Source organism: Streptomyces sp. E-08 (genome assembly GCF_049913095.1).
In the GTDB taxonomy this organism is placed as follows: domain Bacteria; phylum Actinomycetota; class Actinomycetes; order Streptomycetales; family Streptomycetaceae; genus Streptomyces.
Map to the genome: position 1 here is coordinate 5,903,612 of NZ_CP183971.1, position 25,096 is coordinate 5,928,707.

Annotated in this window: 20 protein-coding genes; 15 read left to right on the plus strand and 5 right to left on the minus strand. The window is 72.0% G+C overall.

All coding sequences use genetic code 11. The features are described from left to right. Nucleotide 1 precedes the first annotated feature (1 nt). Genes gatA through gatB form a run of 3 tightly spaced genes read left to right on the plus strand, consistent with a single transcriptional unit; the run spans nt 2 to nt 3,270 of the window. Nucleotides 2-1,501 (plus strand): Asp-tRNA(Asn)/Glu-tRNA(Gln) amidotransferase subunit GatA, encoded by a 1,500-nt coding sequence (gatA, locus tag ACN9MM_RS27350; RefSeq protein WP_382866162.1) that lies wholly within the window; start codon nt 2-4, stop codon nt 1,499-1,501. Then, complete coding sequence (locus ACN9MM_RS27355; protein ID WP_382866159.1) at nt 1,498-1,743, plus strand: hypothetical protein; 246 nt, start codon at nt 1,498-1,500, stop codon at nt 1,741-1,743. Before gatA ends, ACN9MM_RS27355 begins: the two co-directional genes overlap by 4 nt. A gap of 15 nt (nt 1,744-1,758) precedes the next feature. Next, nucleotides 1,759-3,270, plus strand: coding sequence for an Asp-tRNA(Asn)/Glu-tRNA(Gln) amidotransferase subunit GatB (gatB, locus tag ACN9MM_RS27360; RefSeq protein ID WP_382866156.1), 1,512 nt, complete (start codon nt 1,759-1,761; stop codon nt 3,268-3,270). 305 nt (nt 3,271-3,575) lie between these two features. On the opposite strand, the gene ACN9MM_RS27365 is transcribed toward gatB, so the two are convergent. Together ACN9MM_RS27365 and ACN9MM_RS27370 are read right to left on the minus strand one after the other, a co-directional pair. Further along, nucleotides 3,576-3,923, minus strand: coding sequence for a hypothetical protein (locus tag ACN9MM_RS27365; protein ID WP_426366294.1), 348 nt, complete (start codon nt 3,921-3,923; stop codon nt 3,576-3,578). After that, the gene (locus ACN9MM_RS27370; RefSeq protein ID WP_426366296.1) at nt 3,920-4,453 is read right to left on the minus strand and encodes a DUF6232 family protein; all 534 of its coding nucleotides are present in this window, start codon (nt 4,451-4,453) and stop codon (nt 3,920-3,922) included. Before ACN9MM_RS27370 ends, ACN9MM_RS27365 begins: the two co-directional genes overlap by 4 nt. 591 nt (nt 4,454-5,044) lie before the next feature. Between ACN9MM_RS27370 and ACN9MM_RS27375 the strand changes: the two genes are divergently transcribed. From ACN9MM_RS27375 to ACN9MM_RS27395, 5 genes are all read left to right on the plus strand, one after another. Then, on the plus strand, nt 5,045-7,285 hold the full coding sequence (locus ACN9MM_RS27375; RefSeq protein WP_426366298.1) for an MMPL family transporter: 2,241 nt from the start codon (nt 5,045-5,047) through the stop codon (nt 7,283-7,285). Then, nucleotides 7,263-7,820 carry a GNAT family N-acetyltransferase gene (locus ACN9MM_RS27380; RefSeq protein ID WP_426366300.1) on the plus strand — a complete coding sequence of 186 codons (558 nt, stop codon included), beginning with the start codon at nt 7,263-7,265 and terminating at the stop codon, nt 7,818-7,820. Before ACN9MM_RS27375 ends, ACN9MM_RS27380 begins: the two co-directional genes overlap by 23 nt. A gap of 35 nt (nt 7,821-7,855) precedes the next feature. After that, a complete protein-coding gene (locus ACN9MM_RS27385) occupies nt 7,856-8,461 on the plus strand; it encodes a hypothetical protein (protein ID WP_426366302.1) in 606 nt (201 codons plus the stop codon). A gap of 161 nt (nt 8,462-8,622) precedes the next feature. Then, nucleotides 8,623-8,811: a hypothetical protein gene (locus ACN9MM_RS27390; protein WP_426366304.1), complete on the plus strand. Its 189-nt coding sequence runs from the start codon at nt 8,623-8,625 to the stop codon at nt 8,809-8,811. Nucleotides 8,812-8,818: 7 nt separating this feature from the next. Continuing rightward, a complete protein-coding gene (locus ACN9MM_RS27395) occupies nt 8,819-11,875 on the plus strand; it encodes a helix-turn-helix transcriptional regulator (protein WP_426366306.1) in 3,057 nt (1,018 codons plus the stop codon). Here ACN9MM_RS27395 and ACN9MM_RS27400 read toward each other — a convergent pair. From ACN9MM_RS27400 to ACN9MM_RS27410, 3 genes are all read right to left on the minus strand, one after another. Then, a complete protein-coding gene (locus tag ACN9MM_RS27400; RefSeq protein WP_426366307.1) occupies nt 11,759-12,133 on the minus strand; it encodes a DUF6191 domain-containing protein in 375 nt (124 codons plus the stop codon). The genes ACN9MM_RS27395 and ACN9MM_RS27400 overlap by 117 nt on opposite strands. 7 nt (nt 12,134-12,140) lie before the next feature. Continuing rightward, a complete protein-coding gene (locus ACN9MM_RS27405; protein ID WP_426368841.1) occupies nt 12,141-13,286 on the minus strand; it encodes a PQQ-dependent sugar dehydrogenase in 1,146 nt (381 codons plus the stop codon). A 78-nt stretch (nt 13,287-13,364) separates the two neighbouring features. Next, nucleotides 13,365-14,387, minus strand: a complete 1,023-nt coding sequence (locus ACN9MM_RS27410) for an aldo/keto reductase (RefSeq protein WP_426366309.1) — start codon at nt 14,385-14,387, stop codon at nt 13,365-13,367. Nucleotides 14,388-14,462: 75 nt separating this feature from the next. Between ACN9MM_RS27410 and ACN9MM_RS27415 the strand changes: the two genes are divergently transcribed. From ACN9MM_RS27415 to ACN9MM_RS27445, 7 genes are all read left to right on the plus strand, one after another. Then, on the plus strand, nt 14,463-15,428 hold the full coding sequence (locus ACN9MM_RS27415) for a 2-hydroxyacid dehydrogenase (RefSeq protein WP_426366311.1): 966 nt from the start codon (nt 14,463-14,465) through the stop codon (nt 15,426-15,428). Nucleotides 15,429-15,900: 472 nt separating this feature from the next. Continuing rightward, nucleotides 15,901-18,735: a putative bifunctional diguanylate cyclase/phosphodiesterase gene (locus ACN9MM_RS27420; RefSeq protein WP_426366313.1), complete on the plus strand. Its 2,835-nt coding sequence runs from the start codon at nt 15,901-15,903 to the stop codon at nt 18,733-18,735. 228 nt (nt 18,736-18,963) lie between these two features. After that, entirely contained in the window at nt 18,964-20,814 is a 1,851-nt protein-coding gene (locus tag ACN9MM_RS27425) for an acetolactate synthase large subunit (RefSeq protein ID WP_426366315.1), read from the plus strand. A 30-nt stretch (nt 20,815-20,844) separates the two neighbouring features. Then, complete coding sequence (gene ilvN, locus ACN9MM_RS27430) at nt 20,845-21,372, plus strand: acetolactate synthase small subunit (protein ID WP_024756291.1); 528 nt, start codon at nt 20,845-20,847, stop codon at nt 21,370-21,372. Nucleotides 21,373-21,489: 117 nt separating this feature from the next. Then, nucleotides 21,490-22,491 (plus strand): ketol-acid reductoisomerase, encoded by a 1,002-nt coding sequence (gene ilvC / locus ACN9MM_RS27435; protein WP_426366317.1) that lies wholly within the window; start codon nt 21,490-21,492, stop codon nt 22,489-22,491. A gap of 237 nt (nt 22,492-22,728) precedes the next feature. Further along, nucleotides 22,729-24,318, plus strand: a complete 1,590-nt coding sequence (gene serA / locus ACN9MM_RS27440; protein WP_426366319.1) for a phosphoglycerate dehydrogenase — start codon at nt 22,729-22,731, stop codon at nt 24,316-24,318. A gap of 77 nt (nt 24,319-24,395) precedes the next feature. Further along, on the plus strand, nt 24,396-24,974 hold the full coding sequence (locus tag ACN9MM_RS27445) for a TetR/AcrR family transcriptional regulator (protein WP_426366321.1): 579 nt from the start codon (nt 24,396-24,398) through the stop codon (nt 24,972-24,974). Nucleotides 24,975-25,096: the final 122 nt, after the last annotated feature.

Sequence of the window (25,096 nt, forward strand, 5' to 3'; positions counted from 1 at the left end):
CATGACGGACAACACCATCATCAAGCTCACCGCGGCCGAGATCGCCGGGAAGATCGCCGCCGGCGAGCTCACCGCCGTCGAGGTCACCGAGGCCCACCTCGCGCGCATCGAGGCCGTGGACGAGAAGGTCCACGCCTTCCTGCACGTCGACCGCGAGGGCGCCCTCGCCCAGGCCCGTGCCGTCGACGAGAAGCGTGCCCGGGGCGAGAAGCTCGGCCCGCTCGCCGGTGTGCCGCTCGCACTCAAGGACATCTTCACCACCGCCGGCATGCCGACGACCGTGGGCTCGAAGATCCTTGAGGGCTGGATCCCGCCGTACGACGCGACCCTGGTCAAGAACCTCAAGGCCGCCGACGTCGTCATCCTCGGCAAGACCAACATGGACGAGTTCGCGATGGGCTCCTCCACGGAGAACAGCGCCTACGGCCCGACCGGCAACCCCTGGGACCTGACCCGGATCCCCGGCGGATCCGGCGGCGGCTCCTCGGCCGCCCTCGCCGCGTACGAGGCCCCGCTCGCCATCGGCACGGACACCGGCGGCTCCATCCGCCAGCCCGCCGCCGTCACCGGCACGGTGGGCGTCAAGCCGACCTACGGCGGCGTCTCCCGCTTCGGCATGGTGGCCTTCTCGTCCTCCCTCGACCAGGGCGGCCCCTGCGCCCGTACGGTCCTGGACGCGGCCCTCCTCCACGAGGCGATCGCCGGGCACGACCCGCTCGACTCGACCTCCATCGACGCCCCGGTCCCGCCGGTCGTCGAGGCCGCGCGCAACGGCTCGGTGGCCGGCATGCGCGTCGGCGTCGTCAAGCAGTTCCGCGGCGAGGGCTACCAGGCCGGCGTCGTGCAGCGCTTCGACGAGTCCGTCGAGCTGCTGAAGTCGCTGGGCGCCGAGATCGTCGAGCTGGACTGCCCGACCTTCGACCTCGCGCTCTCCGCGTACTACCTGATCGCGCCGTCGGAGTGCTCCTCCAACCTGGCCCGCTTCGACGCCATGCGCTACGGCCTGCGGGTCGGCGACGACGGCACGCGGTCCGCCGAGGACGTCACCGCCCTCACCCGCGAGGCCGGCTTCGGCGACGAGGTCAAGCGCCGCATCATCCTCGGTACGTACGCGCTGAGCTCCGGCTACTACGACGCGTACTACGGCTCGGCGCAGAAGGTCCGCACCCTCATCACCCGCGAGTTCGAGAAGGCCTTCGAGGAGGTGGACGTGATCGTCTCCCCGACGACCCCCACCACCGCCTTCCCGATCGGCGAGCGAGCCGACGACCCGATGGCGATGTACCTCGCGGACCTGTGCACCATCCCGACCAACCTGGCCGGCAACGCCGCCATGTCGCTGCCCTGCGGCCTCGCGCCCGAGGACGGCCTCCCGGTCGGTCTGCAGATCATCGCCCCCGCCATGAAGGACGACCGGCTCTACAAGGTCGGTGCCGCCGTCGAGGCCGCCTTCGTGGAAAAGTGGGGACACCCGCTGCTCGAGGAGGCTCCGTCGCTGTGAGTACCAGTGCACTGCAGAAGGCCAAGGGCTTCAAGAAGTCCAAGACCGGTACGTACCTCTCCATGGGTACCACCGCGTTCGGCGCCATCGCTGTGACGAAGCAGATCAAGAAGGCCCGCAACGAGCACGACACGCTCAAGCTCGTCGACGCGGTCGTGTCCGCCGCCGCCATCGTCACCGGCCTCGCCATCCTGTACCGCGAGCTGAAGCGGCTCGGCGACGACGACGTCCTGCTGGGCTGAGAGGGAAGTTCCACCGTGACTGTCACTGAACTGCTGTCGTACGAAGCGGCGCTCGCCGAGTACGACCCCGTCATGGGCCTGGAGGTCCATGTCGAGCTCGGCACCAAGACGAAGATGTTCTGCGGCTGCTCGACCGAGCTGGGCGCGGAGCCGAACTCGCAGACCTGCCCGACCTGCCTCGGTCTGCCCGGCTCCCTGCCGGTGGTCAACGCGATCGGCGTCGAGTCCGCGATCAAGATCGGCCTCGCGCTGAACTGCGAGATCGCCGAGTGGTGCCGCTTCGCCCGGAAGAACTACTTCTATCCGGACATGCCGAAGAACTTCCAGACCTCCCAGTACGACGAGCCGATCGCCTTCAACGGCTACCTGGACGTCCAGCTGGAGGACGGCGAGGTCTTCCGCGTGGAGATCGAGCGCGCCCACATGGAGGAGGACACCGGCAAGTCCACCCACATCGGTGGCGCGACCGGCCGCATCCACGGCGCCTCGCACTCGCTGCTCGACTACAACCGGGCCGGCATCCCGCTCATCGAGATCGTCACCAAGCCGATCGAGGGCGCGGGCGAGCGGGCCCCCGAGGTCGCCAAGGCGTACGTCGCCGAGCTGCGCGAGCTGATCCGCGCCCTGGGCGTCTCCGAGGCGCGCATGGACAAGGGCCAGATGCGCTGCGACGTGAACCTGTCGCTGCGCCCGCACGGCAGGAAGACCTTCGGCACCCGCTCGGAGACGAAGAACGTCAACTCGCTCCGTTCGGTGGAGCGCGCCGCGCGCTTCGAGATCCAGCGCCACGCGGCCGTCCTGTCCTCCGGCGGGACGATCGTGCAGGAGACCCGTCACTTCCACGAGGACGACGGCTCCACCACCTCCGGCCGCATCAAGGACAACGCCGAGGACTACCGGTACTTCCCGGAGCCCGACCTCGTCCCCGTGGCCCCGGCCCGTGCGTGGGTCGAGGAGCTGCGTGGCGGTCTGCCCGAGCTGCCGCGCGTGCGCCGCAACCGGCTCCGTGAGGAGTGGGGCGTCTCCGAGGTGGAGATGCAGGCCATCCTCAACGCGGGCGCGGTCGACGCGATCGTCGCCACCACCGAGGCGGGCGCGGACGCGGCCTCGGCCCGCAAGTGGTGGATGGGCGAGCTGGCCCGCAACGCCAACGAGCAGGGCGTCTCCCTGGAGGAGCTGCCCATCACGCCGGCGGACGTGGCCCGGGTCTCGGCCCTGGTCGCCGGCGGCGACCTCAACGACAAGCTGGCACGTCAGGTCATCGAGGGCGTCCTCGCCGGCGAGGGCACCCCGGACGAGGTCGTCGAGAAGCGCGGTCTGAAGGTCGTCTCCGACGACGGCGCGCTCGGCACGGCGGTCGACGAGGCCATCGCGGGCAACGCGGCCATCGCCGACAAGATCCGCGGCGGCAAGGTCGCGGCGGTCGGCGCCCTGGTCGGCGCGGTCATGAAGGCCACCCGTGGCCAGGCGGACGCGGCGAAGGTCAAGGACCTGATCCTGGAGAAGCTGGGCGTCACCGAGGGCTGACCCTCACTCGTGCGCGTATCACAGCGGCCCCGCACCGGAGTTCCGGTGCGGGGCCGCTCGCCGTCGCACGGCGCACGTCCACGCGGCCGGGGGAGCCATCGGCGCCAGGGTGAGGTGCCGGCTGCCGGCGCGCGTGGTCCTAGCTAGGGGGTGTCTTGCCGATCAGGCCGGGCTCGCGGCGTCTGGTGCCGTGCCTCGCCGCGTTGTCGTCGGTCGACAACGCTCCGCGTTGCCTCCCTCCTCCGCCTTGCGATGCACGGCACCAGACGCCGCTCCCTGATCCGGCCTGATCGACAAGACACCCCCTAGCCGGTCAGCAGGGCGAGGAGTCGGCGGACGGCCTCCGCCACCGGGAGGCCGACCTCGCCGACGAGTGCGGCGACGCCGGAGACGGTGCCGAGGGCCCGGCGGAAAGCGCCGGGCGGTGCGTCGTCGGCCTGGCGGATGGTCGCCAGGGACGTGTCGAGGACCGCGCGGTCCTCGGCGGACACCTGGCCCCGGAGGGTTTCGATCGCGCGGATCACGGCCTCGTAGACTGCCTGCGGGTCCTGCGCGCCTTGCTGGTTGTGGTCGATCCGACCGACGGCCCCGTCTCCCGAGGCGTTGTAGAAGTCGCGCATGTTGCTGATGTGGAACTCTCCGTTGGCGGTCACGTCCCCATCCTCCCCACGCTGCCTGCACCGGACGCGTTGTAGAAGTCCCGCATGCTGCCGATGTTGTAGGTGGTCATGTGCTTGGTGAAGCCGGCGAAGGCCGGGTCCTCGATGGCTCGCATGATGTCGCGTACGAGCTCGTGCACCTCGTTCCGGTCCAGGCTGGCCAGCAGCGTGCGCGGGTTCCCCGAGGTTTCGATGACCAGCGCGTAGTACGTCCGCGTGAGCAGGACGACGATCAATGGGAGGAGGAAGGCCGCCACGAGCACGCTCGCGGTGACGGCCACCCCTCTGGTGATCAGCTCCTGGTCGTCGCCCGACACCTCACCGGACTGGGCGACGGCGAGCCCGGCGACCGCGAGGATGCCCGTGACCAGCACGGACTTCAGGAAGCGCCCCACGGCCTTCGCCCGCTGGGGCTTGATCCTCACCGTCGTCGCGCGGGCGATGTTCTGCAGGGGATACGCCTCGGCGCCGATCCAGAGCACCCGCCTGCTGACTTCGACCGTGATGACCTTGCGTCTGGCCATACGACTTCCCCTCATGCCGCACCGTGGCCGTGTGTCGCGCTCAGGATGCTCGCCAACCCCGCCCGTCAAACGAGGGAGAACCACGACGATCGCCTGCGCCGCCATGTGAGAGGCTCCGCTCCGCTCCGTCGACCCCGGTGGAGCCGGGGAGGGAACCGGTGCTCCACGAGGAGGCCTGGCCCCTGGAACGGCCGTACACGCCCGACATGCCGTTCCGGAATTCGCCCGCGTCCGGCTGGGCGGACGGGGCCGACGAGGCCCTACGGAAGGACATACGCGCTGGTGCGGGCCGAGGCGGGCCACGAGGTCGTCCCAGGCGTCCCCGAGGTGGCGCGGTTCGCCGTGCGGCGCCAGTTCACGGTCACGTCGAGGGGTTCCGTACAGGGGGCGGTACCACTGTCGTGAGACGGCGGTACCGCCCTTTGCCTGGAAACGGGCCCAAGCAAGCACGTCAGGACGCCAGGTCGGGGAGGCGGAGGGCCGTCACGGGCGCCGCCCGACACCCTGTGAGGATCGCCACGAAACGGGCAAACGATCACGTTTGGCTGCAACAGTGGGGCGCGAGTACAGATCCAGTCAGGAGCCCCTCCTTTGGCCGCAATCGCACGGTGGTGCATCCGGCACCGTCTCGTCGTCGTTCTCCTGTGGCTCCTCGCGCTCGGTGGCACCGCCGCCGGCGCGACCCTGGCCGGCAGCGCGTACTCCAACGACTACGAGGCCCCCGGCACCGAGTCCGGCCGGGCCACCGCCCTCCTCGACCGGGGCTTCCACGGCCTCGGCGGCGACAGCGACACCATCGTCTGGCACACCGACCGCGGCAGCGTCCGCGCCGACGCCGTCGAACAGCGCACGACCGCGATGCTCGACAAGGTCGCCGACCTCCCCGGCATCGCCGCCGTCACCTCCCCGTACGGCGACACGCGGGGCCAGGTCAGCGAGGACGGGCACACCGCCTACGCCACCGTCACCTTCGACGCCCAGGCCGACGACATCCCCGAGGCCCAGGCCCGGGCCCTCGTCGACACCGCCAAGGCGGCCGCCACCGACGACCTGCGGGTCGAGCTGGGCGGCAGCGCCGTCGCCCTCACCGAGGCCCCGGGCGGGCACATCGCCGAGATCGTCGGCGTCGCCGTCGCGGGCGTCGTCCTCTTCCTCGCCTTCGGCTCGCTCGCCGCCTCCGCGCTCCCCCTCGCGACCGCGCTCGTCAGCGTCGGCATCGCGTACTCCGGGATCGTCCTCCTCGGCCATCTGATGACCGTCGCCGACTTCGCCCCCATGCTGGGCATGCTCGTCGGTCTCGGCGTCGGCATCGACTACGCCCTCTTCATCGTCACCCGGCACCGCAGAGGCCTCAAACGCGGCCTCTCCGTCCCCGAGGCCGCCGAGACCGCCGTCGCCACCACCGGACGCGCCGTCGTCTTCGCCGGCGCCACCGTCTGTATCGCCCTGCTCGGCATGCTGATCCTGAGGCTCGGCTTCCTCAACGGCGTCGCCATCGCCGCCTCCCTCACCGTGCTCCTCACGGTCGCCGCCTCCGTCACCCTGCTGCCCGCGCTGCTCTCCTTCATCGGCATGCGGGCGCTCTCCCGGCGCGAACGCCGGGTGCTCGCCGAGCGCGGGCCGCAGCCCGAACTGCCCACCGGCTTCGCCGCCCGCTGGTCCGCCTTCGTCGAGCGGCACCCCAAGCTCCTCGGCGCCGTCGCCGTCGTCGTCATGGGCGTCCTGGCGCTGCCGACGCTCTCGCTCCACCTCGGCACCTCCGACCAGGGCAACGGCGCGGCCACCGCGACCACCCGCCAGGCCTATGACATGCTCGCCGACGGCTTCGGGCCGGGCGTCAACGGGCCCCTCGCCCTCGTCGCCGGCCTCGACGGCGCCGACGACCGGGTCGCCCTCGACCAGCTGCCGGCCGCGCTCGCCGCCACCAAGGGCGTCGCGTCCGTCTCCCCGGTCACGTACAACAGCGCGGGCGACACCGCCGTCCTCACCGTCGTGCCCGACTCCGCGCCGCAGTCCAAGGCGACCAGCGAGCTCGTCGACCGGCTCCGCGCGGACGTCATCCCGAAGGCCGAGGGCGGCACCTCCCTCGACGTCCACGTGGGCGGCGTCACCGCCTCGTACGACGACTTCGCCGAGATCATCGTCGGCAAGCTGCCGCTCTTCGTCGGCGTCGTGATCGCGCTCGGCTGTCTGCTGCTCCTGCTCGCGTTCCGGTCGCTCGGCATCCCGCTCAAGGCCGCCGTCATGAACGTCGCCGCCGTCGCCGGCGCCTTCGGCATCGTCGTCGCGATCTTCCAGTGGGGCTGGGGGAGCGAGCTGCTCGGCCTCGGCAGTGCCGGACCGATCGAACCCTTCCTCCCCGTGATCATGGTCTCCGTCCTCTTCGGCCTCTCCATGGACTACCAGGTCTTCCTGGTCAGCCGGATGTACGAGGAGTGGCTGGAGACCGGCGACAACCGGCGGGCGGTCCGGGTCGGCCTCGCCGAGACCAGCCGCGTGATCAACTCCGCGGCGGTCATCATGATCGCCGTCTTCCTGGCCTTCGTCCTGAGCGGCGACCGGGTCATCGCGATGTTCGGCATCGCGCTCGCGGCGGCCGTCGCCCTCGACGCCTTCGTCCTGCGCACCCTCCTCGTGCCCGCGCTCATGCACCTGCTCGGCGGCGCGAACTGGTGGCTCCCGAAGTGGCTCGACCGCCTGCTGCCCCGGATCAGCATCGAACCGCCGGAGTGCCGGGAGGCCGCCGACGAGCGTGCGAAGATCCCCGTACAGCGTCTGACGGCTTCGGCCGCGGAGGAGAGGAACGAGGATGTTCGCGATATCGCTGGGTGACGACGGCGCCGAGCTGAGGCCCCTGGAGCCCTGGCAGGCCGAGGAGCTGCTCGCCCACATGGACCGGGGCCGGGAGTTCATCGGGCAGCACATCGGCCTCCCCGACGTCGTCTCGGACCTCGAATCCGCCCGCGCCTACCTCCGCTCGTACGCCGAGAAGGCCGCGAACGACGCCGGACGCCTCTACGGCCTCTGGAGCGAGGGCACCCTCGTCGGCGGCGTCCTCTTCCGGACCTTCGACGCCGAGAACGGCACCGCCGAGGCGGGCTGCTGGCTGGAGCCCGCCGCCGCCGGGAAGGGCCTGATCACCCGGGCCTGCCGGGTCATCATCGACTGGGCGATCGAGGAGCGCGGCATCCACCGCGTCGAGTGGTACGCCTCCACGAAGAACCTGGCCAGCGTCGCCGTCGCCCGCCGCCTCGGGATGACGAAGGAGGGCGTCGTACGGGAGAACTACCTCTACCGGGGCACCCGCTCCGACACCGAGATCTGGGCCGTCCTCGCCCCCGAGTGGCGCGCGGCGAAGACGTCTTAAGCCGCTTCTCATGTGGGCGCCCTAGCGTGCGCCGCATGGACACCAAGACGACCGAGAAGACCGCGACCGAGAAGCACGACGAGGTCGCGGAGAGCACGACCGCCGAGGCCGCGGAGACCACCCCGGACGCCGGGACCACCCCGGCCGCCGAAGCCGCCGCCCCGCGCGACGAGGCGGACGAGGCGGACGAGGCGACGGGCGACGAGCCGGACGACGAGGACGACGAGCAGGACGACGACGAGGTGGCGGCCTCCGGGCAGGCCGCCACCGGCATCGGCGCCGGCGCCGCGGCCGTGGTCTCCGCCGCCCTCGCCGCCGTCGCCCTCACCGGCACCTGGACCGGCAAGATCGTCGCCGAGCGCGAGACGCTCGTCGGCCAGATCAAGACCTCCAACGGCGGCACCCCGGCCCAGCAGATCAGCGAGATCTACGGCGACGCCTGGCACAGCACCGCCCTGGTGAACGGCGTCTTCGCGCTCCTCGCCCTGATCGTCGGCGTCCTCGTGCTCACCCTGCCCCGGCGCCCCGCCTGGGTCCGCGCCGTCGCCGTGGCGGGTGCCGTCCTGGGCGGTCTGGGCCTGCTCCTCTCGGTGGGTACCTACTTCGACCTCTTCCTGAGCCTCCCGACGACCGGGTCCTGAGGCCCCCGGGGCGTCGCCTAAGGCCCCCCTAGGACCCGCCTAAGGCCCCCCGTACCCCGAACATGCGGCACTCGCCCGATGTGACGGCACCCCCTGGGAAACGAAAGTAGAGGCATCGCAGAGAGCGATACCGAAACCGGGGAAACCCAGGGGAGCACACCATGTTCGAGTACGAACTCCACACCATGCACCACGCCGAGCTCATCGCCGAGGCCGCCGCCCACCGCCTCGCCCAGGAGGCCGCGGTGACCCGCAGGGGCCTCCACCTCTTCGGCCGCCGTCACGCGGGCCACGACACCGAGGGGCAGGTGACCGACGGCGGTCGCGGTCGCTTCGTCCGGGCCGCGTGACCCCCGTATGAGCGACGGCAAGGAAGTCTGTGCGATGCTCGGCGCCGTGGAGACCAGGTCAGTCAGTCCCGTCTTCGTCGGCCGCGCCGGCGAGTTCACCGCCCTCACCGAGGCGCTCTCCCGCGCGACCGCGGGAGAGCCCCAGGCCCTCCTCATCGGCGGTGAGGCCGGCGTCGGCAAGACCCGGCTCATCGAGGAGTTCCTCGACACGGCCTGCGACCGGGGCGCCGTCGTGGCCCTCGGAGGCTGCGTCGAGCTCGGCGCCGACGGACTGCCCTTCGCCCCCTTCTCCGCCGCTCTGCGCGCGCTCCGCCGCCGCCTCCCCGACGAACTCGACGCCGCCGCCGACGGCCACGAGGGCGAACTCGCCCGTCTGCTGCCCGAACTGGGCGACCCCGGCAGCCACGAGCCCTCCGACGAGGACTCCACCGGCCGCCTCTTCGAACTGACCGTACGGCTCCTGGAGCGGCTCGCCGCCGACCGTACGATCGTGCTCGTCCTGGAAGACCTGCACTGGGCCGACGCCTCCACCCGGCACCTGCTCACCTACCTCCTGCGCACCCTGCGGCGCGGCCGGATCGTGGTCGTCGCCAGCTACCGCGCCGACGACATCCACCGCCGCCACCCGCTGCGCCCCCTCCTCGCCGAGCTCGACCGGCTCCGCACCATCCGCCGCATCGAACTCTCCCGCTTCACCCGCACCGAGGTGCACCGCCAGCTCACCGGCATCCTCGCCGCCGAACCCGACCCCGGACTCGTCGAAGAGGTCTTCGAACGCTCCGACGGCAACGCCTTCTTCGTCGAGGAACTCGTCGTCTCCCACGAGGCCGGCTGCGCCGCGGGCCAGCTCAGCGACTCCCTGCGCGACCTCCTGCTCGTCCGGGTCGAGACGCTCCCCGAAGCCGCCCAGCGGGTCGCCAGGATCGTCGCCGAGGGCGGCTCCACCGTCGAGTACGGCCTGCTCGCCGCCGTCGCCCGGCTCACCGAGGACGAACTCATCGAGGCGCTGCGGGCCGCCGTCGGCGCCAACATCCTGCTCGCCGTCCCCGACGGCGACGGCTACCGCTTCCGCCACTCCCTCGTCCGCGAGGCCGTCAGCGACGACCTGCTGCCCGGCGAACGCTCCCGCCTCAACCGGCGCTACGCCGAGGCCCTGGAGGCCGACCCCGGGCTCGTCCGCGCGCACGAGCGGACCACCCGGCTCGCCACGTACTGGTACCACGCGCACGCCCCGGAGAAGGCCCTCCCCGCCGTCCTCCAGGCCTCCGTCGAGACCCGCAAGCGCCACGCCTACGCCGAGCAGCTCAGCCTCCTCGAACGGGCCATGGAGCTGTGGGACAAGGTGCCCGCCGAGACCCGCGACTCGGTGCGCCCCATCGACTACGCCGACGCCTACCCCGCCTGCGGCTGCGACCCCGAGACCTCCTCGCTGCGCTACCTCGACCTGCTCGCCGAGGCCGCCGTCGCCGCCCGGCTCAGCGGCGAGCGGGAACGGGCCGCGAAGATCTGCAAGACGGCCCTGCGGATCCTCGACGACGCCGAGAACGACCCGCTGCGCGCCGCCTGGTTCTGGACGGAGATGGCCCGGCTCCAGTCCAACCTCGGCCGGGGCGACGGCTGGCCGGAGATCGCCCGCGCCCAGGAACTGGTCAAGGGCCTCCCGCCGTCCGCCGTCCACGCCACCGTCCTCGTCGGCGCGGCCGGCTGGGGCATGCTCCGCAACCCCGGACCCGAGGCGATCGCCGCCGCCGAACGCGCCGTCGAGTACGCGCGCTTCGTCAAGGCCGAACCGATCGAGCTGAACGCCCGGATCACCCTCGGCACCATCCTGGTGTCCGCCGGCGACCCCGAGGGCGGACTCGCCGCCATGCACGAGGCCCGCGAACGGACCATCGCCCTCGGTCAGTTCCACGAGGCCGCCCGCGCCCATGTGAACCTCTCCTCCTCCATGGAGGCGCTCGGCCGCTCCCGCGAGGCCGTGGAGATCGCCACCACCGGCATCGAACTGGCCCGCTCCCGCGGCCTCGTCGACAGCGCGGGCTGGATCCGCGCCAACCTCGCCGAGTCGCTCCTCTCGCTCGGTGAGTGGGACCGGAGCAAGGAGGAGGCCGAGCGGCTGCTCCGCTCCGGGGCGAGCAGCACCAAGCCGGGCGGCACGGCCCTCCTCCAGCTCGCCCACCTCGCCGCGGCCCGCGGCGAGCCGACCAGGGCCGCCGAGCACCTCGCCGAGGCCCGCACCCGCTACGGCACCCGCGACCCGATCCCGCAGTACACCCTGCCGATGTCCCAGGTCGCGATCACCATCGCCGCCGCCGAGGGACGTCTCGCGGACGTACGCGAACAGCTCGCCGCCACCGCGGAGACCGGCTTCCCGCCCGGCACCCACCGCTACGGCTGGCCGCTCGTCCTCACCGCCGTCACCGCCGAGGCCGACAGCAGGGGGCTGCCCGCCGCCGACGAGGGCCGTGCCGAGGCGCTCGCTCTCGTCCGCCGCTGCGTCCGCGGCCTCGCCACCCCGGCCCCGCTCTGGGAGGCCTACTCCCAGCAGGTGTACGAGGAGCTCGCCCGCGCCGAGGGGCGCGAGACCGCCGCCCGCTGGGCCGAGGTCGTCGCCGCCTTCGAGCCGCTCGAACGCCCCCACCAGCTGGCCGTCGCCCGCCACCGTCTCGCCGACGCCCTGCTCGTCGAGGGCGGCCGCCGTGAGGAGGCCGCGGCCCTGCTCCGCGAGGCCCAGGCCACCGCCGTCCGCCTCGGCGCCCGCCCGCTCCGCGAGGACGTGGAACTCCTCGCCGCCCGCGCCCGCCTCTCCCTCACCCGGGAGAAGCAGGCCCCGGCCCCCGCCGAGCCCGGGGAGGACGGCTTCGGCCTGACGCCCCGGGAGCAGGACGTCCTGCGCCTGGTCGCGGCCGGCCGCACCAACCGTCAGATCGCCGAGGAGCTGTTCATCTCACCGAAGACGGCCAGCGTCCACGTCTCCAACATCCTGGCCAAGCTCGGCGTCGCCGGCCGGGGCGAGGCCGCCGCCCTGGCGCACCGCCTCCACCTCCTCGACTCGGCCCTCTGAGGCCTCAGCCCCCTCCGCCCCCTCTGACTCCACTGACCCCTCGGTCCCCGCACCGGGAGCCGTTTCCCCCGCCCCGCCGGAGCCGTCCGCCGGGCGGGGGAGCCGTATCGTCACCCGGCCCGAGGCGAGGTCCACCGGGCCGCGCCCCGGGTCCGCGTCCCCGGGATCCTCCCGGGTCAGCGCCTCACGGCGCCGCTCCTCCTCGATGTGCCTGCGCCCCGGCGCGAAGAACTCGTCCAGTCCGCCGAACACGGTCACCGCCTCCCTACCTCACCTCCAGCCGGAGGATCCGGTCGTCCCCGGGCCCGGGCGTGCCCCGGGTGTCGGTCTCGCTGGTCACCAGCCAGAGCCGGTCGCCACCCGCCGCGAGAACCGTGCGCAGGCGTCCGTACTCACCTGTCAGGAACGCCTCGGGCTCCCCGGATCGTTCCGCGCCGGAGAGCGGCACGCGCCACAGCCGCTCGCCCCTGAGCCCGGCCATCCAGATCGCGCCCCGGGCGTACGCGATGCCGCTCGGGGAGGCCTCCGAGGTCGGCCACTGGGCCACCGGGTCGACGAACCCGGCCTTTCCGGCCCGCCCCTCGGCCTCCGGCCAGCCGTAGTTCCGCCCGGGCTCCACCAGGTTCAGCTCGTCCCAGGTGTTCTGCCCGAACTCGGACGCCCAGAGCCGGCCCTCCGGGTCCCAGGCCAGTCCCTGCACGTTGCGGTGCCCGTACGAATAGACCACCGAGCCGGGGAAGGGATTGCCCGGCGCCGGTCTGCCCTCCGGTGTCATCCGCAGGATCTTCCCGCCCAGGGACGCCCGGTCCTGGGCGAGACCGGTCCGGCCCGTCTCGCCCGTCCCCGCGTACAGCATGCCGTCCGGCCCGAACTCGATCCGTCCGCCGTTGTGCACGAACCCCTTCGGGATGCCGGTGAGCACCGGCTCCGGAGGGCCGAGACGGTCGCCCTCACCGCCGCCGTACCGCATGCGCACGATCCGGTTGTCCGAGGCTGCCGTCAGATAGGCGTACACCCAGCCGTCGTGGACGGCGAGCCCCAGGAGTCCGCCCTCGCCGCCCAGTACCACTCCCGGCACCTCGCCGAGCACGGTCTTCGCGCCGGTCCGCCCGTCGATGCGGGTGATCGTCCGCTCGTCCCGTGAGGAGACGAGCAGGTCCCCGCCGGGCAGCTCCGCGAGTCCCCAGGGCGACTTCAGCCCCTCGGTGAGCGTGCCGGTCACCGACACCCGGCCGGCGGTGGAGGCCGAAGGCGACGAGGAAGGCGAGGCGGACGAGGCGGACGAGGACGAGGAGACCGACGTCGGCGGAGCCGTGCCCGGCTGCTCCTCGGTGGTCCCCGAGGAGCAGCCGGCCATGAGCACCAGCGCGACGGCGCCCCACAGGGCGTTCACAACAACAGGACGGCGCATGGTCACGGTCCCCTCCGACGAGTCGAGCGGCATCCCCACACCCTTGATACACCGCTCGCCCCGATCAGGTTCCCGGGTTCAGTCCCAGGACCCTCGTGGCGCCGGAAGCGCCGCGATCTCCGCCAGGTCCGCCGCCGTGAGCCGCAGCGAGGCCGCCCCGGCGTTCTCCACCGCCCACCGCTCCCGCTTCGCCCCCGGCACCGGCACGACGTGCCGCCCGAGTCCGAGCACCCACGCGAGCGCCACCTGCGCCGGGGTGACCTCCGCCCCGTGCCGTGCGGCGACCCGGCGCAGCCCCGCCACGATCGGCTGGTTCGCCGCCATCATCTCGGCCGTGAACCGGGGGTGCCGGGCCCGCGGGTCCTCCGGCTCGAAGCCGCCGCCCGGGGTCAGCGTCCCGGTCAGGAAGCCGTTGCCCAGCGGCATCGCCGCGAGGAAGCCGACCCCGCGCGCCGCGCACCAGGGCAGGAGGCGCACCAGGGCCTCCCGCGACCACACCGACAGCTCCGCCTCCACCGCCGCCACGGGGAAGACCTGCTGGATCCGGTCCAGTTGCCGGATCGTTCCCTCGTACCCGTCCCGCCCGGCACCCGTCGCACCCCTGCGGGCCGTCCGGGCGCCGACGGCGCAGAGGCCGAGCGCCCGGACCTTGCCCGCCGACACCAGGTCGGCCATGGCGCCCCAGGTCTCCTCGACCGGCACCTCGGGGTCCGCCCGGTGCAGCTGGTAGAGGTCGATCACGTCGGTCTGGAGCCGCCGCAGCGAGGCGTCGCAGGCCCGCCGCACGTATCCCGGCCTGCCGTTGGCGACCACGTGCCGCCGCTCTCCGCCGTCGCCGACGAGCAGCCCGCACTTCGTCGAGACGAAGGCCTCGGACCGCCGCTCCTTCAACACCCGTCCCAGCAGCAGCTCGTTGGTGAACGGTCCGTACATGTCGGCGGTGTCGAGCAGGCTCACCCCGGCGTCGAGCGCCGCGTGCACGGTCCGCAGCGAGCGGTCCCCCCGCTGTTCCGAACGGCTGTACGCCCAGCTCATCGGCATGCACCCCAGGCCGACGGCACCCACGTCGAGCGCCGTCGCCCCGATAGTCCTGCGCTCCACCTGCCGGTACCCCTCCCTGTGCCGTCCCCCAAAGTAACCAATGGCGCCCGGGATTCTTCGCATAGCCTCCCGGTCATGAGATTCGAAGACGCGACCGCTGACGTGTGGCTTCCCGTTCCCGCCGACGAGATCGAGGGGCTGCCCGCACCGGGGGAGTCGGGCCTGAACTACCGCTTCTGGGACGGCGGTCCCGCATTCCCCGCCGATCCGGCGCACTGCGCCTTCTACGTCGTCCCGTACATGAAGGGGTCGGAGATCGCCGTACGGCCGCTGGCCGCCATGACCTCCCTCCGGGTCGTGCAGACCCTCTCCGCGGGCATCGACCACGTCACGCCGGGCATCGGCTCGCTGCGCCCCGGGGTCGCCGTCTGCAACGCGAAGGGCGTCCACGAGGCCAGCACCGCGGAGCTCACGCTCGCCCTGATCCTCGCCTCGCTGCGCGGCATCCCCGGATTCGTGCGCGGCCAGGACGCCGAGGAGTGGCGGGCGGGCTTCTACCCGGCCCTCGCCGACAAGTCCGTCCTGATCGTCGGGTACGGATCGATCGGCGCCGCCATCGAGGACCGGCTCGCGCCCTTCGAGTGCGCGCGGGTGGCGCGCGTCGCGCGCTCCGCGCGCACCACAGGGCGCGGCCCGGTGCACGCCCTGGCGGAGCTGCCCGCGCTGCTCCCCGAGGCGGACGTGGTCGTGCTCTCCACTCCGCTCACGCCCGGGACCACCGGTCTCGCCGACGCCGGGTTCCTCGCGCGGATGAAGGACGGGGCGCTGCTCGTGAACGTCGCCCGGGGTCCGGTCGTCGACACGTCCGCGCTGCTCAAGGAGGTCGAGAGCGGCAGGATCACGGCGGCGCTCGACGTCACCGACCCGGAACCGCTGCCGGCCGGGCACCCCTTGTGGCACGCTCCCGGTGTCCTGATCAGTCCCCATGTGGGAGGTTCCACTTCGGCCTTCATGCCGAGGGCGAAGCGGCTGATCTCGGGACAGCTGCGGCGGTTCGCGGCGGGCGAGGAGCTGGCCAACGTCCTCCTCACCACCGGCTGACCGGAGGGCCGCGTTCGGCCGGGCGGGTGAGGTGCGCCCCGACACGCGCCGCGCACAAGCCCCCTGATCGTCACGGAGAGTACTGCGACCCTGTCCCTGAGTGACCAACCTGGTGTATCGTCCCGTGGCGGGGGACTGCGTCGAGAACGGGCTGACGCTGGGGAGCGAAGTGACGGGTCATCAGATTCCGAGGGGGGCGACGGGTGAAGCACGGCCGGAGGACCGACGATCCGACGCGGCGACGCCGCCGGCGGCGAGCCTGCCACCCCTCGCCGCCGGTCTCGGGCGCTCGGTGCCGGACCAGGCGGCGCCGCACCGCGCGCCACACGCTGCCGCGCCGCCGGACACCGGCCGCGACATCCACGGCCACGACGCCCACGACCGCGGCGGGCACGCTCCCGGGGGCCCCGGCGAACCGGCGGCGCGGCCGCACGACGCGGCCGGGTGCGGCGGCGCGGCACCGGAGGATCCGGTGAGCGCGCCCGGGGCGGTCCTCACGCGCCGTCCCGTCGGCGGCCGCGACTCCGGACACCCGGACCCCGACCGCCCCCGCCTCGGCGGGGCCGCCGCCCAGATCGCCCTCGGGCTCGTCTGCGCGGGCTACACCACCGGCGCCTCCCTCGGCTGGGGCTCCCCCCGACTGGCGCTCTTCATGGGCGACTTCGGGCTCAGCGCCGCCGCGTTCACCGCGGCGGTCTCCTGCTTCCTCTACGGCCGCGGCCACGGCGGCAGCGCCCGGCCCGCCTGGCTGCTCTTCGCCTTCTCCTCCTTCATGGCGGCCGCGGGGAACGCCGTGTGGGGCTGGTACGAGGTGGTGCTCCGCACCGAGGTGCCGGACTCCTCCGTCGCCGACCTCTTCTTCTTACTCTTCGCGCCGCCCGCCATCGTGGGCCTCCTCGTCCTCGCCAAGAAGCCCGTCACCCGGGCCGGCTGGGTGTGCCTGGGACTCGACGCCTGGCTCATCGGGGGCTCCCTGCTCACGCTCTCCTGGAGCCTGGCCCTCGCCCGCACCGCGCACTTCGAGGGTGAGTCCGTCGCCCAGGCCGCGCTGTCGCTCGCGTACCCGCTGCTCGACATCGTGCTCGTCAGCATGGTCCTCGTCCTGCACTTCCGCCGCTCGCAGGCGAACCGCTCGGCGACGAACACCGCAATCGCGGCACTCGCCCTGACCGTGCTGTGCGACGCCCTGTTCACCTCGCCGCTGCTCCGCGAGAACTACGCCTCCGGGCAGCTGCTCGACGCCGGCTGGTTCGCCGGCTCGCTGCTGCTCGCCTACGCGCCCTGGGGCGTCCGCCGTCCGCCGGACACCGCGGCCGTCCCGCGCGGCGCGTGGCTCCACAGCCGCCCGGTCGCCGGCTCGCTCGCCGCCCTCACCCCGTACCTCGCCGCCGCGGTCTGCACCCTCGGCATCCTGTACAACGTCGTCGAGGGCCGCCGGGTCGACCGCGTCGTCGTCCTCACCGGCTGCACGGTGGTGCTCGCCCTCGTCGTGCGCCAGGGCATCATGCTCCTCGACAACATCGCCCTCACCCACGAACTGGCCCAGAAGGAGAACCACTTCAGGTCGCTCGTGCAGGGCTCCAGCGACGTCATCATGATCGCCGCGCCCACCGGGACGCTCCGCTACGTCAGCCCGGCCGCCTCCGGCGTGTACGGACGGGACGCCGACGAGCTCATCGGCTCCGAGCTCGCCTCCCTCATCCACCCCGAGGACCTCGGCGCCGTCGTCCACGAGGTACGCCGCTTCCTGGCCGCCTCGCCCGCCGAGGAGCCCACCACCCGGATCGAGTGCCGCTTCCGCTCGGGCCGCGGAGACTGGCTCAACGTCGAGTCGACCGTCAACCGGCACCAGGGCGGCCTGATCTTCAACAGCCGGGACGTCACCGAACGCGTCCGGCTCCAGGCCCAGTTGCAGCACAACGCCGAGCACGACCCGCTCACCGACCTGCCCAACCGCGCCCTCTTCACCCGGCGCGTCCGGCAGGCCCTCAGCGGCCGCCGCTCCTCCGACCAGGGCACCGCCGTGCTCTTCATCGACCTCGACGGCTTCAAGGGGGTCAACGACCGCCTCGGCCACCAGGCGGGGGACGACCTCCTCGTCCAGGCCGCCCGCCGCCTCCACGACTCCGTACGGGCCGGGGACACCGCGGCCCGGCTCGGCGGCGACGAGTTCGCCGCCCTCATCCTCGGCGACGGCGGGCGCGACCGGACCGCCCGGCGGAACCAGGTCCAGGAGATCGCCGACCGCCTCCGGCTCACGCTCTCCCAGCCCTACCGCGTCGACGGCGGCAACGAGGTGCGGGTCGCCGCCTCCATCGGCGTCGCCTTCGCCGAACCCGGCATCGAGGCCGGCGACCTGCTGCGCAACGCGGACCTGGCCATGTACCGGGCCAAGGCCGCCGGCAAGGACCGCGTCGAGCTCTACGCCCCGCAGATGCAGGCCGAGGTGGTCCGGCGGACCGAGCTCGCCGCCCGGCTGCGCACGGCCCTCCACGACGGCGAGTTCGCCCTGCTCCACCAGCCGGTCGTCGACCTCGCCACCGGCCGGATCTCCGCCGTCAGCGCCCAGGCGCGCTGGCGCTCGTCCCAGGGCATCCTCTTCACCCCGGCCGAGTACCTCCGGGTCACCGACGACGGCGAGCGCACCGCCGAGCTCGGCCGCTGGCTCCTCGAAGAAGCCGTGGAGCAGGCCGCCGAGCGGGCGGGAATCGGCCACCGTACGCCCGTGTCCATCCGGCTCTCCGCCCGGCGCCTCCTCGACCGCTCGCTGCCGCTCGGCTCGGTCGAGTCGCTGCTCACCCGGCACGGGCTGCCGTCCGGCTCGCTGATCGTCGAGCTCGCCGACAGCGACCCCCGGACCTCGCTCGACGAGCTGGAGCAGCGGCTGGTCACGCTGCGCCGGCTCGGGGTGCGGATCGCGCTCGACGGGTTCGGCAGCGGACATGTGGCGATCAACGCCCTGCGGAGGCTCCCCGTCGACATACTGAAGCTGGACCGCGGGCTCGTCGAAGGCGTCGTCGAGTCGGCCCGGCTCCGCAAGATCACGCGCGGGGTGCTGCGCATCGCCGGCGAGCTCGGCATGCAGACCGTCGCCGAGGGCGTCGACGTCCCGGAGCAGGTCGTCGCCCTGCGCGCGATGGGATGCAGCCACGCCCAGGGCATGGCCTTCTCGGGCCCGCTCGACGAGTACCGCCTGCGCAGGGCCCTCGTACGGGACGAGTATCCGCTGCCCGGAGCGGTCCCCGTGCGTGTCGGAAACCGTCCCCCGATCCGCTCAAATACTGAGACGCCTGTCCCACCCACTTGACAGTGGTGAGGGCGGAGAGGGAGGGTCAGTGCCATGCGCACCCGAATTCTCGTACTTGGAAAGCGCGTCGGCTGAGGCAGGGCCCCCGTAGGCCCCGCTGAGAACGCACCCGACGCGCTCCCCTCGCTTGCCTCACGGCACGAGGGGTTTTTTGTTGCACTGGCTCCCCCCAAAAACGTCGCAAACCCCTGCAAAACACCTCGCAAAAACCCTCTGCTTCGAGAAGAGATGATGATGACCGAGCAGGCCAACGGGCACCATCCGCAGCCGCGGCCCCGTAACGGCGCGCAGCCCGCCGCCACCGTCGAGCACGTCACGGGTGCGCAGTCCCTCATCCGTTCTCTCGAGGAAGTGGGCGCCGACACCGTCTTCGGCATCCCCGGCGGCGCGATCCTCCCCGCCTACGACCCGATGATGGACTCGAAGCGGGTGCGTCACATCCTCGTGCGCCACGAGCAGGGGGCGGGCCACGCCGCCACCGGTTACGCCCAGGCCACCGGCAAGGTCGGCGTCTGCATGGCGACCTCGGGCCCCGGTGCCACCAACCTGGTCACCCCGATCGCCGACGCGCACATGGACTCGGTCCCGCTCGTCGCGATCACCGGCCAGGTCGCCTCGAAGGCGATCGGCACGGACGCCTTCCAGGAGGCGGACATCTGCGGCATCACGATGCCGATCACCAAGCACAACTTCCTCGTGACCAAGGCCGAGGACATCCCGCGGACGATCGCCGAGGCCTTCCACATCGCCTCCACCGGCCGCCCGGGCCCGGTCCTGGTCGACATCGCCAAGGACGCCCTGCAGGCGAAGACCACCTTCAGCTGGCCGCCGCAGACCGACCTGCCCGGCTACCGCCCGGTGACCAAGCCGCACGCCAAGCAGATCCGCGAGGCCGCCAAGCTGATCAGCGCCGCCAAGCGGCCCGTCCTGTACGTCGGCGGCGGCGTCATCAAGGCCGGCGCCACCGCCGAGCTGAAGATCCTCGCCGAGCTCACCGGCGCCCCGGTCACCACCACCCTGATGGCGCTCGGCGCGTTCCCCGACAGCCACCCGCTGCACGTCGGCATGCCCGGCATGCACGGTGCCGTCACCGCCGTCACCGCGCTGCAGAAGGCCGACCTGATCGTCGCCCTCGGCGCCCGCTTCGACGACCGCGTCACCGGCAAGCTCGACAGCTTCGCCCCGTTCGCCAAGATCGTCCACGCGGACATCGACCCGGCCGAGATCGGCAAGAACCGCGCCGCCGACGTCCCGATCGTCGGTGACGCCCGCGAGGTCATCGCCGACCTGGTCCAGGCCGTCCAGGCCGAGCACAGCGAGGGCAACAAGGGTGACTACACCGCCTGGTGGAGCGACCTGAGCCGCTGGCGCGAGACCTACCCGCTCGGCTACGACCTGCCGGAGGACGGCAGCCTCTCGCCGCAGCAGGTCATCCAGCGCATCGGCCAGCTCGCCCCGGAGGGCACGATCTTCGCCGCGGGCGTCGGCCAGCACCAGATGTGGGCCGCCCACTTCATCGACTACGAGCAGCCCGCCACCTGGCTGAACTCCGGCGGCGCCGGGACGATGGGCTACGCGGTCCCCGCCGCGATGGGCGCCAAGGCCGGCATGCCGGACCGCACGGTCTGGGCGGTCGACGGCGACGGCTGCTTCCAGATGACCAATCAGGAGCTCACCACCTGCGCCCTGAACAACATCCCGATCAAGGTCGCCATCATCAACAACGGCGCCCTCGGCATGGTCCGGCAGTGGCAGACGCTCTTCTACAACCAGCGCTACTCGAACACCGTCCTGCACTCCGGCCCGGACGACATCCAGGCGAACAAGGGCACCCGCGTCCCCGACTTCGTCAAGCTGTCGGAGGCCATGGGCTGTGTCGCCCTGCGCTGTGAGGACCCGGCCGACCTGGACAAGGTCATCGCCGAGGCCAACGCCATCAACGACCGCCCGGTCGTGATCGACTTCATCGTCCACGAGGACGCCCAGGTCTGGCCGATGGTCGCCGCCGGCACCTCGAACGACGAGGTCATGGCCGCGCGGGGCGTCCGCCCCGACTTCGGCGACGGCGAAGACGACTGAGGCGAAGAGCGAAAAGGAAGAGACCCAGACATGTCCACCAAGCACACGCTCTCCGTTCTCGTCGAGAACACGCCCGGCATCCTCGCCCGGATCGCCGCCCTGTTCTCCCGCCGCGGCTTCAACATCGACTCGCTCGCCGTGGGCGTCACCGAGCACCCCGACATCTCCCGCATCACCATCGTGGTCAATGTCGAGGACCTGCCCCTGGAGCAGGTGACCAAGCAGCTCAACAAGCTGGTCAACGTCCTGAAGATCGTCGAACTCGAGCCCAGCGCTGCGATCCAGCGCGAGCTCGTCCTGGTGAAGGTCCGCGCCGACAACGAGACCCGCTCCCAGATCGTCGAGATCGTGCAGCTGTTCCGCGCCAAGACCGTGGACGTCTCGCCCGAGGCGGTCACCATCGAGGCCACCGGTTCGAGTGACAAGCTCGACGCCATGCTCAAGATGCTGGAGCAGTTCGGCGTCAAGGAGCTCGTGCAGTCCGGCACGATCGCCATAGGGCGTGGTTCCCGGTCCATCACGGACCGGTCCCTGCGGGCCCTCGACCGCAGCGCCTGAGTCCTCGCCGGCCGACCGCGGGTCCATCCGCCGGTCCGACTGACGAGACCCGAAAACTTTCCTCCCGCTCCCCGCCGTACGGTGGGACGCAACACCAGCACCTCAAGGAGAATCCCAGTGGCCGAGCTGTTCTACGACGCCGACGCCGACCTGTCCATCATCCAGGGCCGCAAGGTCGCTGTGATCGGCTACGGCAGCCAGGGCCACGCCCACGCGCTGTCGCTCCGTGACTCCGGTGTCGACGTCCGTGTCGGTCTGCAGGAGGGCTCGAAGTCCAAGGCCAAGGCCGAGGAGCAGGGCCTGCGGGTCGTCTCCGTCGCCCAGGCGGCGGAAGAGGCCGACCTCATCATGATCCTGACGCCGGACCCGATCCAGGCCCAGGTCTACGAGGAGTCCATCAAGGACCACCTGAAGGAGGGCGACGCGCTCTTCTTCGGCCACGGTCTGAACGTCCGCTACGGCTTCATCAAGGTGCCCGAGGGCATCGACGTCGCCCTCGTCGCCCCGAAGGGCCCGGGCCACCTGGTCCGCCGTCAGTACGAGGAGGGCCGCGGCGTTCCGTGCATCGCGGCCGTCGAGCAGGACGCGACGGGCAACGCCTTCGCGCTGGCGCTCTCGTACGCCAAGGGCATCGGCGGCACCCGCGCCGGCGTCATCAAGACGACCTTCACCGAGGAGACCGAGACCGACCTGTTCGGTGAGCAGGCCGTCCTCTGCGGTGGCACCGCGGCTCTGGTCAAGGCGGGCTTCGAGACCCTGACCGAGGCCGGCTACCAGCCGGAGATCGCCTACTTCGAGTGCCTCCACGAGCTGAAGCTCATCGTCGACCTCATGTACGAGGGCGGCCTGGAGAAGATGCGCTGGTCGGTCTCCGAGACCGCCGAGTGGGGCGACTACGTCACCGGCCCGCGGATCATCACGGCCGACACCAAGGCCGAGATGAAGAAGGTCCTCGCGGAGATCCAGGACGGCACCTTCGCCAAGGAGTGGATGGCGGAGTACCACGGCGGCCTGAAGAAGTACAACGAGTACAAGACCCAGGACGCCAACCACCTCCTGGAGACCACCGGCAAGGAGCTGCGCAAGCTCATGAGCTGGGTGAACGACGAGGAGGCGTAAGCCTTCCGGGCAGGGGCCGGACAGTGTGTCCGGCCCCTTCCCACATCGTTGGACACCCCGTCCAACCACGGACGGGTGATCCTTCCAACGAGGCGCATGAAGTGCGCCGGTGCACCACTACACTTCTCAACAACATACGCGTCAGGCCCACAGCGTCGTGCGCTTTCACGCGGCAAGCCCCCTCCACCGCCTGCGGCCGTCGGGACGGCCGTCCGCACTGGACCTGTGAGGACTCACGTGAGCTCGAAACCTGTCGTACTCATCGCTGAAGAGCTGTCGCCCGCCACCGTCGACGCCCTGGGCCCGGACTTCGAGATCCGGCACTGCAACGGTGCCGACCGGGCCGAGCTGATCCCCGCCATCGCCGATGTGGACGCGATCCTGGTCCGCTCCGCGACCAAGGTCGACGCCGAGGCGCTCGCCGCCGCGAACAAGCTCCGGGTCGTCGCCCGTGCCGGCGTCGGTCTGGACAACGTCGACGTCTCCGCCGCCACCAAGGCCGGCGTCATGGTCGTGAACGCCCCGACCTCGAACATCGTCACCGCCGCCGAGCTCGCCTGCGGTCTGCTCGTCGCCACCGCGCGCAACATCCCGCAGGCCAACACCGCCCTGAAGAACGGCGAGTGGAAGCGCAACAAGTACACCGGCGTCGAGCTCAGCGAGAAGACCCTCGGTGTCGTCGGCCTCGGCCGCATCGGCGTCCTGGTCGCCCAGCGCATGTCCGCCTTCGGCATGAAGATCGTCGCGTACGACCCCTACGTGCAGCCGGCCCGCGCCGCCCAGATGGGCGTGAAGCTCCTCGCCCTGGACGAGCTGCTGGAGGTCGCCGACTTCATCACCGTCCACCTGCCGAAGACCCCGGAGACCCTCGGTCTCATCGGCGACGAGGCGCTGCACAAGGTCAAGCCCTCGGTCCGCATCGTCAACGCCGCGCGCGGCGGGATCGTGGACGAGGCGGCGCTGTACTCGGCGCTGAAGGAGGGCCGGGTCGCCGGCGCGGGCCTCGACGTGTACGCGAAGGAGCCCTGCACGGACTCCCCGCTCTTCGAGCTCGACCAGGTCGTCTGCACCCCGCACCTCGGCGCCTCCACGGACGAGGCCCAGGAGAAGGCCGGCATCGCGGTCGCCAGGTCGGTGCGCCTGGCGCTCGCGGGCGAGCTGGTCCCGGACGCGGTCAACGTCCAGGGCGGTGTCATCGCCGAGGACGTGAAGCCGGGTCTGCCGCTCGCCGAGAAGCTCGGCCGGATCTTCACCGCCCTCGCGGGCGAGGTCGCGGCCCGTCTCGACGTCGAGGTCTACGGCGAGATCACCCAGCACGACGTGAAGGTGCTCGAACTCTCCGCGCTCAAGGGTGTGTTCGAGGACGTGGTCGACGAGACGGTGTCGTACGTCAACGCCCCGCTGTTCGCGCAGGAGCGCGGTGTCGAGGTCCGTCTGACGACGAGCTCCGAGTCGCCCGACCACCGCAACGTGGTGACCGTGCGCGGCACGCTCTCGAACGGCGAGGAGGTCGCGGTCTCCGGCACGCTGGCCGGCCCGAAGCACCTCCAGAAGATCGTCGCGGTCGGCGACTACGACGTGGACGTGGCGCTCGCCGACCACATGGTCGTGCTGCGCTACGAGGACCGTCCGGGCGTCGTCGGCACGGTCGGCCGGATCCTCGGCGAGGCCGGTCTGAACATCGCCGGCATGCAGGTGGCGCGTGCGGAGGAGGGTGGCGAGGCGCTCGTCGTCCTCACCGTGGACGACACGGTCCCGGCTCCCGTGCTCGCGGAGATCGCCTCGGAGATCGGCGCGGCCTCGGCCCGCTCGGTCAACCTGGTCTGACGCACCCCGCACGCCCCGTACCCGGTTGCTAGACGCTCGTCTTACACAAGCGTCTAGTGGCCGGGTACAGTGCTGTCATGGGACACAAGGAAGACCTGCTCGAAGGCGCCAAGCGCTGCCTCCTGGAGAAGGGGTACGGGCGCACCACGGCGCGCGACATCGTCGCCGCGTCGGGCACCAACCTCGCCTCCATCGGCTACCACTACGGCTCCAAGGACGCCCTGCTCCAGCAGGCCTTCCTCGCGCTCACCGAGGAGTGGGGGGACCGGGCGGGGGCGGCCGGAGCCGAGGGCGAAGAGGCACTGCCGGCCGACCCGTACGACCGCTTCCACGCCGTCTGGGAACAGGTCATCGCCGCCGCCGGGCCCAGCCGGCCGGTCTGGAAGCTCCAGACCGAGGTCGTCACCCGCATCGACGACGACGAGAAGCTCCGCGAGGCCATCAAGGAACCGCAGCGCGAGGGCCGCCTCGGCATGGCGCAGGGCTTCCTCGGCATCGACCCGGAGAAGGACCCGGAGAAGGCCCGCGTCGCCGGTCTGCTCTGCCAGGCCCTCGCGACCGGGGTCATGATCCAGTGGATGGTCGACCCGGACACCGCGCCGAGCGCCGACGACCTCACCGAGGGGCTCCGGGTGCTGATGGGGGAGCGGGGCTGACCCGTCGCCGGGCTCACATCCCCTTGCGGAAGCGTTCGTCGAGCCGCCGGCCCATCACGCAGGACGTGGCGCGGCCCTCCCGGGGCGCGCTCATCCCGCACCACGGTCCCCTGACCCTGCGG